General features: G+C 45.4%; 8 protein-coding genes and 1 riboswitch. Of the genes, 4 read left to right on the top strand and 4 right to left on the bottom strand.

The features are described 5' to 3' along the window. Positions 1-37: 37 nt before the first annotated feature. The 3 genes from DFP81_RS01890 to nspC form a co-directional block, all read right to left on the bottom strand. Positions 38-1,393, bottom strand: a complete 1,356-nt coding sequence (locus DFP81_RS01890; RefSeq protein ID WP_115896059.1) for a coiled-coil domain-containing protein — start codon at positions 1,391-1,393, stop codon at positions 38-40. A gap of 261 nt (positions 1,394-1,654) precedes the next feature. Beyond that, a complete protein-coding gene (locus DFP81_RS01885; protein ID WP_115896058.1) occupies positions 1,655-2,899 on the bottom strand; it encodes a saccharopine dehydrogenase family protein in 1,245 nt (414 codons plus the stop codon). A gap of 48 nt (positions 2,900-2,947) precedes the next feature. After that, a complete protein-coding gene (nspC, locus tag DFP81_RS01880) occupies positions 2,948-4,045 on the bottom strand; it encodes a carboxynorspermidine decarboxylase (protein ID WP_115896057.1) in 1,098 nt (365 codons plus the stop codon). Between the two features lie 349 nt (positions 4,046-4,394). Here nspC and DFP81_RS01875 point away from each other — a divergent pair, with 349 nt between their 5' ends. Together DFP81_RS01875 and DFP81_RS01870 are read left to right on the top strand one after the other, a co-directional pair. Next, positions 4,395-5,717 carry a Na+/H+ antiporter family protein gene (locus DFP81_RS01875; RefSeq protein ID WP_115896056.1) on the top strand — a complete coding sequence of 441 codons (1,323 nt, stop codon included), beginning with the start codon at positions 4,395-4,397 and terminating at the stop codon, positions 5,715-5,717. 148 nt (positions 5,718-5,865) lie between these two features. Further along, a complete protein-coding gene (locus DFP81_RS01870; protein ID WP_115896055.1) occupies positions 5,866-6,447 on the top strand; it encodes an NnrU family protein in 582 nt (193 codons plus the stop codon). Positions 6,448-6,520: 73 nt separating this feature from the next. On the opposite strand, the gene DFP81_RS01865 is transcribed toward DFP81_RS01870, so the two are convergent. Then, entirely contained in the window at positions 6,521-8,431 is a 1,911-nt protein-coding gene (locus tag DFP81_RS01865; RefSeq protein ID WP_115896054.1) for a methyl-accepting chemotaxis protein, read from the bottom strand. A 286-nt stretch (positions 8,432-8,717) separates the two neighbouring features. On the opposite strand from DFP81_RS01865, the gene yegD reads away from it, so the two are divergent. Together yegD and DFP81_RS01855 are read left to right on the top strand one after the other, a co-directional pair. After that, on the top strand, positions 8,718-10,082 hold the full coding sequence (gene yegD, locus DFP81_RS01860; RefSeq protein WP_115896053.1) for a molecular chaperone: 1,365 nt from the start codon (positions 8,718-8,720) through the stop codon (positions 10,080-10,082). A gap of 136 nt (positions 10,083-10,218) precedes the next feature. Further along, a riboswitch (cobalamin riboswitch) is annotated at positions 10,219-10,411 on the top strand. Positions 10,412-10,480: 69 nt separating this feature from the next. Continuing rightward, positions 10,481-11,152, top strand: coding sequence for an energy-coupling factor ABC transporter permease (locus DFP81_RS01855; protein WP_115896052.1), 672 nt, complete (start codon positions 10,481-10,483; stop codon positions 11,150-11,152). Positions 11,153-11,273: the final 121 nt, after the last annotated feature.

Here is an 11,273-nt window from a genome sequence, read left to right as displayed (position 1 = left end):
TGGTTAACTTAAGGAGATGGGGGAGGGGGATTTAACCTCAGCCATTGTCTGTATTAGTCGCATCCTCGTTGCGCTCTGTTGCTGTACTCGTGTCGTTTGTGGTTTCTTCAAGCGCGTTGCTGTCAGCGCTTGGTGCAGATGATGTTTCAATGGCATCAGCGGCAGCGGCAGTGGGTTGCTCAGCGGTAGTTTTTAGTTGAGCTGACTTTTTTACTATTTCAAGTTGTGTCATTAAATTCGCAACCTGATTCTGCAGAGAATTTACATACGCTGTTTTATCCGCAAGTTTGCTGTTGAGCGTGTCAATTTGCTGATTGAGCAGGTCGAGGCTGTTATTTTGCTTAGCGATGGTGTCTTTGAGCGCTTGCTGAGCGGTCTGAACCGCTTGCTCGTTTTTCATGCTGTCTTTGATGAATTGGACAATCAGTTGCCCCTGTTTACTCAATCTTTGGTCACGGGAATCGACGGCACCGAGTTCATTAGAGATCGCCAGTAGCAGCTTTTCTATGTTCAAAATATAACTTTCATTGGCGCTTTGAGGCATAGCGCGCAGCTTTTTCACCGCAATAGATACTTGCTCTGCATGGTTAATAGCAAACATCACTCCAGCTGCTTTTGCTTGGATTTTGGCCGTTGCTCTTGGTTCTGCTGCAATAAAAGCTTCCGCCTCTCTTAATGCCGCAGAAGCTTGTGCTAATGTCTGTGGTGCATAGTTTTTTACCAGCGCCAGCTCAAGTCTTTTAAGCTTGTCTTTGGCATCTGACAAATAGACCTTGATGGCGGTTTTGATTTCTAGTTCACGTTGTTTGCCTAATAACGAAGGTTGCGCCTTGATGGCCGCATCCGTTTTGCTAGCAGCAACTTGATCTACAAGGCTTTTTAGTTCGCTGTCCAGCTGCTTATAAGTGGTCGGGTAAAGCTTATCTGAGCCAATGGCTTGCAGTTGTTTTCGGTTAGCAAAGGCATCTTCTAAGATGCTAAGCGATTGTTCTCGAATGGCTTCTGCTTGGCTGATTGTTGCGTTAAAGACACTTAGGTTTTCGAGTGCTGCTTCCATATTGGTTTGAGAGTTAAAAAAGCCTATGCTGTCATTAGCTTCGCTTGGGTCATTAGCAAATTCCGCATAGAATTGTTTGGCTTTATCGAGCGCTTGCTGAGCTTTGTCAACGTGATCGGTGGCAAACCAATCGAGTTGCCCATCTTTTGCCGAAGCCAGTGTGACCGAGGCTTTGTTGATAGCCGTGCTCACGGCTTCTATCTCTGAGGATAACTGTGACTGAGCTTCAGTATCGGCTTTGCTTGGTACGGCGGCGCCGTTCGGCGATGAGGCGCAGCCCACTAATGCTAGGGAAATCGCGGCCGTTATGGCTAGCATTTTAACGTTGTACTTCATGAAGTTATCCTTAATTGCAGAATGCTAGAAAGCGTTATTGCGCGTTATTAATTAATCAGTTGAACGCTTCTTTTCGTCGGCTTTACAATGAAGCGCTGGCTTTTTTGTGGAATAGACAATAGTAGCGAGCGGCCGCGAGCAAGTATAGGTGGCGAGGCTTATTTTTACCCAAGAAAACAATGATAAGAGCCGCTTAGCGCGATAGGTAAAAAATAGCCCCGCAGTGCGAGGCTATTAAGTTACCTGTGTTCTGGTATTGGCTTATTGATTAAAAGTGAAAGGGCGGTCGCCATCTTCATCTTTAATGCGAGTTGGTAAGCCCATTTCATTTAGCAAACCTAAGAAAGGTTTTGGATCCAGTTGTTCCACATTGCGCATTTCTTTTGCGTCCCAGGTGCCATTCGCCACAAGGATAGCGGCCGCTACAGGTGGTACACCCGCCGTATAAGAGATACCTTGGCTGCCTACTTCGTTGTAAGCGTCCTTGTGGTCTGCCACATTGTAGATAAAGACTTCTTTCTCTTTACCGTCTTTGATGCCTTTTACCACATCGCCGATACAGGTTTTGCCTGTGTATTCTGGTGCCAAAGAAGATGGGTCAGGAAGCACGGCTTTAACCACTTTAAGCGGAACGACTTCTAAGCCTTCGGCTGTTTTCACTGGTTGCTCAGACAATAGACCTAGGCTTTTAAGAACAGTGAAGACATTGATGTAATGCTCGCCAAAGCCCATCCAGAAGCGTACATTTGGCACGTCTAGATTTTGTGAAATCGAGTGAACTTCGTCGTGGCCTGTCATGTAAGCGGTTTGCTTGCCGACGACTGGAAGGTCATCTGTGCGGCTGATTTCAAACATTTTGTTTTCTTGCCATGCACTATCTTGCCAAGAGTAAACACGACCGGTGAATTCACGGAAGTTGATCTCTGGGTCAAAGTTGGTAGCAAAGTATTTACCATGGCTACCTGCGTTGATGTCGATAATATCGATATCACTAACACTGTCAAAGTAATCATTGTAAGCCAATGCCGCGTAAGCATTTACCACACCTGGATCAAAACCTACGCCAAGAATAGCGGTTACGCCTTTGTCTTTACATAGTTCGCGGCGTTTCCATTCGTAGTTTGCATACCATGGTGGTGTTTCACAGATTTTCGCAGGATCTTCATGAATGGCTGTGTCTAGGTAAGCCACACCAGTTTCGATACAAGCTTCAAGTACAGACATATTAATGAAAGCAGAACCGACGTTAATAACGATTTCAGATTCTGTGTCGTTAATCAGTTTCACTGTGGCGGGAACATCAAGAGCATCAAGAGCGTATGCCTGAATGCGACCCTCAACTTTCATGCTGCCCTTCTCTAGGACACTGGCTACAATATCGTCGCATTTTGCAACGCTACGGGAGGCAATTGCGATATTGCCCAGTGTGTCATTGTGTTGGGCGCATTTATGAGCCACAACACGGGCCACGCCTCCACCACCGATAATTAGGACATTTTTTTTCATAGTAACGCTCTCTCCAAAATAAAAAGTGTGAACCGTCTCAACTTGTGATCAAGAAAGATTCTGCACAAAGTCGTTATAGTCGAATTCCCTCACAACCTCGATGCTGCCATCCAATTGGCGTATGGCAATAGACGGCATCTTAACACCGTTAAACCAGTTCTTTTTCACCATGGTGTAACCGGCCGCATCTTGAAAAGACAAACGGTCACCCACCTGTAATGCTTTATTAAATTTGAACTCGCCAAAAATATCGCCCGCTAAGCAAGATTTGCCACACACCATGTATTCGTGGTCGCCGTCACAAGGGGCCATTTTAGCGTTTTCACGATAGATTAATAAGTCCAGCATATGCGCTTCAATGGAGCTATCTACCACGGCTAAATTTTTACCGTTAAATAAGGTATCCAATACAGACACTTCTAAGGTGGTACTGTTGGTGATCGCCGCTTCGCCAGGCTCAAGATAAACTTGCACTTGGTAACTATCGGCAAAGTCCTTAAGGCGTTGGCAGAAGCGATCCAGCGGGTAGTTTTCACCGGTAAAGTGAATGCCGCCGCCTAGGCTGACCCATTTCATTTGTTTAATCAAATGACCGAAGCGAGTTTCAATGTGAGTCAGCATCTCGTCAAAGCGTTCGAAGCTGTCGTTTTCACAGTTATTATGGAACATAAAGCCAGAAATTTGATCGATCACGGTGGCGATTTTTTCTGGGTCCCATTCCCCTAGACGACTAAAAGGACGAGCTGGGTCGGCAATAATAAAATCAGACGTGCTGACTTGAGGGTTAACGCGTAGGCCACGCGTGTGGTTTTCACTGGCGTCTTTAAAGCGTGTTAATTGGCCAATCGAGTTAAAGATAATCTTGTCGCTATTGTCGAGCACCTCGGCAATTTCATCGTCGGTGTAAGCGACGCTGTAGGCATGAGTTTCGCCTTGGAACTTCTCTTTGCCCAATTTAACTTCGTACAAGGAAGAAGAGGTTGTTCCATCCATGTACTCTTGCATTAAATCAAATACAGACCAAGTCGCGAAACATTTCAGCGCCAAAAGCGATTTGGCGCCAGATTGTTGGCGCACGTAAGCAATCTTCTCTAAGTTGTGCAGAAGACTGGCTTTATCAATGAGATAATACGGTGTCTTGATCATGGCAAGGGCTCATTCTTAAAAAAGGCGTATTCTAGAGCAAAAATGGGGGCACTTTCTAGCTCGTTTTTACTATTTTAGCCGTTCATTTATGCAGAAAAAACCTTGCAAAATAAAACTTGATTGGTGCGTCATTCACCTAACTTCTGTCTATTAGCGAGCGCACATAACGCGAGTAAATAAGACAAAATGTCATTATCTGCCAATTTCTTCTTGAGAAATCATCTTGCTCCCCTACAATGCCGCCTTCGCTTGTCACTTAATGTGGCTTTTTTATGGGCTTGTCGCCATTTGGACCATGCCCAGTGCTTATTTGTCGGTGAGCACAGTATGCTGTTAGGAAGATGTTGAGATGAATGCGGTTGTTGTTGGTGTTGCCTTAATGTTGATATTAAGTGTAGCACGTTTAAATGTGGTGATTTCATTATGCGTTAGTGCAATCACGGCAGGGTTAGTGGGTGGGATGAGCCTGTTAAAAATCACCCAAGTATTTGAGCAGGGGCTGGGAGAGGGGGCTGTTATTGCACTAAGTTATGTGATGTTGGGCGCCTTTGCCGTGGCGATTTCTCGCTCTGGTTTGACCGATTGGATGGCCCATAAAATCATCACTAAGATTAGCGACTCTCCATCGCATCAGCATATCGCTCTTATGCGAACCCTGCTTTGTAGTATTTTATTGATCATGGCGATAATGAGCCAAAACCTAATCCCGGTGCATATTGCCTTTATTCCTATTCTGGTTCCGCCCTTGTTGCATGTTATGACCTACTTAAAGTTGGATCGTCGACTCATTGCATGTGTTTTGACCTTCGGCTTGGTGACACCCTATATGGTATTGCCAGTCGGTTTTGGTGGCGTATTCTTGCATCAATTACTCGCCAGCAATTTGGCGGTTAATGGATTAAAGGTAGATCCTAGTGCGATCGCCCCTGCCATGTGGTTACCGGCAACGGGTATGGTGATTGGTTTGTTAATCGCCGTGTTTGTTAGTTATCGTAAACCGCGTGAATACACAGCATCGGATAATGAGTTTGATGCCAACTCTATTGTGTTACCGAGTCCGAAAGCGATTGTGATTTCAGCGGTCGCTATCGTCATGGCATTGGTCGTACAACTGTACACTGGATCAATGATTTTTGGCGCGCTAAGTGGATTAGCCGTGTATTTTGTGACCGGGCAAATTAGCTGGAAACAATCACAGACAGTGCTTTCTGGTGGGGTTGAGTTGATGGCTATGATCGGTTTTATTATGATCAGTGCCGCAGGTTTTGCCGCCGTTATTCGAGCAACCGGTGAGGTGAACTCCTTGGTCAACCTATTAGGTAGTTGGTTAGGATCAAATCAAGCCATTGCCTCTGCGAGTATGTTGTTGGTGGGGTTGATCGTCACCATGGGCATTGGATCATCCTTTAGTACTATTCCTATTATCGCTACCATCTACACGCCATTGGCAATGCAGTTAGGCTTTAGCCCAATTGCGGTAGTGGCTTTGGTTGGCACCGCAGCGGCGCTCGGTGATGCGGGTTCGCCTGCTTCTGACTCGACATTAGGGCCAACTTCAGGTCTCAATGCAGATGGCCAGCATGATCATATTCGAGACAGTGTTATTCCGACTTTTTTGCACTATAACTTGCCACTTTTGGTCATGGGGTGGGTGGCGTCTTTGGTGCTTTAAAAGCACTTTGAAAGAAGCGACCGAGTAGAAAGTGGTGTTTACGCGATTGAAGTGGCTTGGTAAAAACACTTCATTTTAACGTGGCTGTCTTTTTCAGGATGATGGAAGGCAGCTTTGGTTTACCTAGATGGTTAAGGAACTTGGTTCTATGTGGAATTTAGTAATCGGTCTGGTCATTTTCTTTGGCCTGCATTCTTTGCATATTTTTGCTTCAGAGTGGCGCGCTCGTAGTATGGCAAAAAATGGTGCGCTACGTTGGCGAATGCGTTTTGGTTTACTGACGCTATTGGCCATTGCTTCTATTATCATGGGCTATGAGCACACTCGTCAGGCGCCAATCTGGTTGTGGAATCCCCCAGTGTGGACGCATCAAATTGCTTCCTTGTTGGTCTTGGTGTCTTTTTATTTTGCTGCAGCCGCGTTAATTCCTGGCACTAAATTGAAGTCCATGGTCGGTCACCCCTTTTTACTTGCGGTTAAATTATGGGCATTTGCACACTTAATAAGTAACGGCACTTTAGCGGACGTCGTGCTGTTTGCAAGTTTCTTAGTATGGTCAATTGTTAGCTTTGCTGTAGCGCGACGCCGTGATCGAGCCGCAGGTGTGGCTAAGCCAGAATACATAGGCGTGCATATGGATCTGGCTGCTTTCGTGGTATCTATTGTGCCTTGGTTTGCTATGGTGTTCTTCTTACACAAAATGTTGATTGGTGTTTCTCCTTTGCTTTAATTTATCCTGAGCACCAAAAAAATCCCCAAGCGGCTAAGCCGCTTGGGGATTTTTTGTTTTGTACTCTTCGCTGTTAGGTTCTAAACATGTTGATGTTGTCAGTTAAGTCCTGTGCTAAGGCTTTTAGCTCTTCTGCACGCTTGGCGCTGAGCGTAGAAAGCTCAACAAGCTCGACAGAACCTTGCTGAATGTCATTGGTGTTTTGGTTGATTTCCGAGGTAACGCTGGTTTGCTCTTCGGTAGCGGTGGCAATTTGTGCGGCACGGTCATTAATTAAACTGATAGATTGCTGAATATTATCTAGACTCACTTTCGCTTCATTGACGTCCAGTACACTGCCTTCTGCTTGCTCATGACTTTTTTGAATTTTAGAAACGGCGTTTTTCGTCGTGGTTTGCAGAGTTTCGATCATTTTTTGAATTTCTTCAATCGAGCTGTAAGTGCGCTGCGAAAGTTCACGGACTTCGTCTGCGACCACCGCAAAACCACGGCCATGTTCACCTGCACGAGCGGCTTCAATAGCAGCATTAAGAGCTAGTAGGTTAGTTTGTTCTGCAATGCCTGAAATGGTCGTCAAAATGGCACTGATGCCATTGGCGTTGCTGCTGACATTGTTAATCACATGAGCCACTTCTTGTACTTCTGAGGCTAATGCTGAAATGCTTTGCTGGCTCTTAACGACTTGATCTTGGCCTAGTCGACTTGCTGCCACAGTTTCATCTGCATTACTGGCCGTATTCGTGGCGTTGTTGGCTATTTCCTGAGTGGCCAGTGCCATTTGATGCACCGCGGTTGCCACCATGGAAATGTTTTGCTGCTGCTCAGCCAATTTCACTGCGCTGTCATTAGAGGTGTCGTGAGCGTAGGAAGCTTGCTGCGAAAGTTGTTGGCCTATTTTCTTAAGGTGAGAAACAGTGCCATGGAGTAACTCTACGAAATTATTGAAGTTGGCAACCAACACAGCAATTTCATCTTTGGCGTTGGTGGTTAGGCGTTGTGTTAAATCACCATTGCCATTACCAATTTGTGCCATGCTATCAGAGACACGACGCAAGTCTTTTAACAGCAAACGAGTGACTTGAGTGACCACTAAGCTCGCCAGCAGAATGATAATAAGTGAGGTAATAAGCGTCTTTATCCCTAGGTTTTGCACCGGTGCCTCTAACACCGACTGCTTCATCATCATGCCTAAAATCCATGGGCTGCCCTCGATCTTGCTGGTATACATCAAGGTCTTCTCACCTTTTAAGGTGAACTCGGTGAATTGCGGAGCATGACTTACTTGATTAAAGAACTGGCGGTTTAGATTAGGCGCTAACTCGCTAGCTTGTTTCAGGATTAGCTTGACGTTTTGTGTCGCAATGATTTTTCCGCTGGCGTCAAATAAAGTGCTGTAACCATCGCCTTGCACCTTGAGCGCTAATACACGGTTCATCACAGAGTCTAAGAAGACTAATCCGCCTAATGCCCCTTTAAATTGCCCGTTGATAATAATAGGTTCAACAAACGTCATAGAAAGCTTTTTGGTGGATGCGGAAATATACGGTGCGGTGACATACGCTTGGCGCTTAGATTTTGCCTCCTTATACCAGCCGCGTACTCTTGGGTCGTAAGAGGCGCTGTTTAGCGAGGGATCATGACGATACATTTTTCCGTTTTCCAGCCCCAAAAATGTCATGCCAAACTGCAGGCTGGTTTGGGCTTGCTGCAAAATGTCTAGAACCGCTTGTTCGCTTAAATTTGGGTTGGTTTGTAACTGCGCTTCTACTTTATTACGCATCGCAACTAAGGCGCTGCGGCGGTCATCAGACCAGCTGTTTATATAAGTAGAAATTGCATCGGCCTGAGATGCTGCTTCTGCTTGGATACGGGCTGAGTTGGAGGATTCGAATTCATAATACGAAAGGAAGCCAACGCTCAGGGTGATGATGATCGCGACGATCGCTGACTGTAAGGTAATCTTGGCTTGTAGCGAAAGATTCATAATAACTCCATTTATAATTCTGTGGTGGCCTGTATGAGCATTTTTCTTGTTGATAAAACGCTAAGCCAATATCAATAATGCGGTAAGACGCTACGCCTATCCTTTGTTGTATTTTTTGTCGTTATAAATGTAGCGACGTCATTATAGGGATTTTTAGTTGGCTGACTAATAAAAAGTGACCGGCGTGATAAATAGTACGACTCAGTGCGGCAGAGGCTGACAGATTTACGGGGAATGTGTTATCTTCCGCGGCCTTTTTGATTGTTAAGATAGGCAGAGATTAAAGATGATTTGTGGATTTGATTACGGTACATCGAACTGTGCAATCGGTATAGAAGAAGATAGCAAAGTACGGTTAGTGCCTCTTGAAGGCACAAATACTTTTTTACCGTCCACTTTGTATGCATTAGACCGTGATTTGATTGCCGAGTCAGTGGCAAGAAACCTAGTGGATGAACAACAGCGTGATGTTTTTGTCGAGCAGCGCCGTCTGATTTTATCCCGCGCGCAACGTGTCCGCCGTGAAGAAGACATTGCTGCTGGAGAACAAACCTTATTTTTTGGTCGAGCTGCATTTTCTGAATATTATCAATGGCCTGAAGACGGCTACTTTGTTAAATCGCCGAAATCATTTTTAGGTGGCAGCGGACTACGTGAGCAGCACATTCATTTTTTTGAAGATGTGGTCACGGCGATGATGCAAAACATTAAGCAACAAGCTGAGAAAAACCTAGGCAAAGAAATGACTCACACTGTCATTGGACGGCCGGTGAATTTTCAAGGCATTGATGCCGAGGCCAGCAACCGCCAAGCATTGGATATTCTGACCACAGCGGGTAAGCGAGCGGGCTTTAAAGAGATCGAGTTTTTATACGAGCCGATTGCGGCAGGCTTGGATTTTGAAGCGAAAATGACACAAAACCAAACCGTGTTGGTGGTCGATATAGGCGGGGGGACTACAGATTGTGCCATGGTGAAAATGGGCCCTGACTTTGCTTCTAAAGAAGACAGAAGTGCGGACTTTTTAGGCCATACCGGTGAGCGGATTGGTGGTAATGACTTAGATATCCGTGTTGCTGGTAAACATTTGATGCCACTGTTCGGTATGGATTCTAATTTGAAGACGGGTCTGCCAATGCCAACTCAGCTGTATTGGAATGCCATTACAACCAATGATGTCACTGCTTTGGCGACCTTTAATAGCCTCGAAACGAAACTGCAGATAGAGCAATTGCGTTTGGATGCCAGCGAGCCTAAATTATTAGAACGTTTCTTACATTTACGCGAAGAAAAGCATAACTACCATTTGGTGCGCAATGCAGAGGAAGCCAAGATTGCCTTGTCTGATCAGCAGGATCATAAGGTTTTTCTGGATTATATTGAGCAAGGGCTAAGCCGAGATATATCGCGAGACCTGTTCTCTGAGTCAATCCAACCCCCATTAGAGAAAATGTTGTCATTAATGAGTGACGCCATTAAGCAAGCCGGCGTACAGCCCGATGTGATTTACATGACCGGGGGCTCTGCGAAATCCCCTGTGATCAGAGCGGCAATCCAACAGCGAATTGGCGATGTTCCAGTACTTGATGGCGACCACTTTGGCAGCGTTGCCGCCGGTTTGACGGTTTGGGCGAAGCGCATTTTCCGTTAATTTGCATAACGTTTTTGTAATAAAACAGAATGAAGGTAGCGTTAACCCGCGGTCTTTTCATTCGCCGCCTAGGACGCTTACTTTTGAGTTGCTTATTTAACAGTAACTTCTTAGGCTTGATGAATCTGCTCTTTAATTGAGCAGTATGAATAAAGGTGTCAGTGCAACTGATTAAACGGGAAACCAGTGCGCTTCAGGATGAAGCTAGCCTGGTACTGCCCCCGCAACGGTAAATAAGTCAGGAAGTCATGCTTGCGTCCACTGTGAAAATGGGAAGGGCCAAGTTGCTGCTTATGAGTCCGGAGACCGGCCTTTATTTTCTAAGATTTTTTGTATTTCAAAAAATCGCTTAATTGAAATCATACGGGTGAGTATGAAACATTTATTGGAGGCACACAGTGCATATTGAACCAGGCGTAGTGACTGGCGCTAAAATTGTTTTGAGTTACGCAACGGCATTCGCCGCGTTGGGCTTATCGGCTAAATCGTCTATTGATGCAATTCGCGACAAGGGGCTAATGACCTTGTTAGGAAGAAGTGCTATCACCAGTGCATTGGTGTTGTTCTTTTTTCAGGTATTGCCACATCAGCCGGTGGGTGTGTCAGAAGTCCATCTTATTCTTGGCTCCACTTTATTTTTGATTTTTGGTCCTGCGGCGGCGTCGATAGGCCTGTTTATGGGGCTGTTAATACAAGGTGTTGTTTTTGCGCCTTTTGACCTACCTCAATACGGCATGAACGTGACGACCTTATTGTTGCCATTGTTCGCGATGGCTGCGGTATCACGACGGGTGATTTCTGAACGTACTGCTTATGTGGATATTGGTTATGCACAGGCATTAAAATTATCCTTAACTTACCAAGGTGGCATTGTCATATGGGTGGCGTTCTGGGCTTTTTACGGTCAAGGTTTTGGTGTTTCTAATGTGTCAGCCGTAGCGAGCTTTGGGGTGGCGTACTTAAGCGTAGTACTGATAGAACCGATACTTGATCTAGCTATATTAGCAGGCGTAAAAGGGCTAAAAAAATGGCCACACACACGGCTACTAGAGTCGCGCCTTTTTAACTAATAACGCCAGCGAATAGATTGCTGCTCAATAGCCAAGCTAGCGGGTAAAAACGCCTCATTTTATTGGTTAAAATGAGGCGTTTTTGTTGGAGGAATAAAGAAAAGTGATGGCTTAAGGGGCT

The sequence above is a fragment of the Marinomonas pollencensis genome (assembly GCF_003387375.1).
GTDB lineage: Bacteria > Pseudomonadota > Gammaproteobacteria > Pseudomonadales > Marinomonadaceae > Marinomonas > Marinomonas pollencensis.
The sequence above is the reverse complement of the archived record's forward strand: the minus strand, read 5'-3'. Positions and strand labels throughout refer to the sequence as shown.

Coding starts and splice junctions, on each gene's coding strand:
- DFP81_RS01875 (WP_115896056.1), top strand. CDS start 4,395: ATGAATGCGGTTGTTGTTGGTGTTGCCTTAATGTTGATATTAAGTGTA.
- DFP81_RS01890 (WP_115896059.1), bottom strand. CDS start 1,393: ATGAAGTACAACGTTAAAATGCTAGCCATAACGGCCGCGATTTCCCTA.
- DFP81_RS01870 (WP_115896055.1), top strand. CDS start 5,866: ATGTGGAATTTAGTAATCGGTCTGGTCATTTTCTTTGGCCTGCATTCT.
- DFP81_RS01885 (WP_115896058.1), bottom strand. CDS start 2,899: ATGAAAAAAAATGTCCTAATTATCGGTGGTGGAGGCGTGGCCCGTGTT.
- DFP81_RS01865 (WP_115896054.1), bottom strand. CDS start 8,431: ATGAATCTTTCGCTACAAGCCAAGATTACCTTACAGTCAGCGATCGTC.
- nspC (WP_115896057.1), bottom strand. CDS start 4,045: ATGATCAAGACACCGTATTATCTCATTGATAAAGCCAGTCTTCTGCAC.
- yegD (WP_115896053.1), top strand. CDS start 8,718: ATGATTTGTGGATTTGATTACGGTACATCGAACTGTGCAATCGGTATA.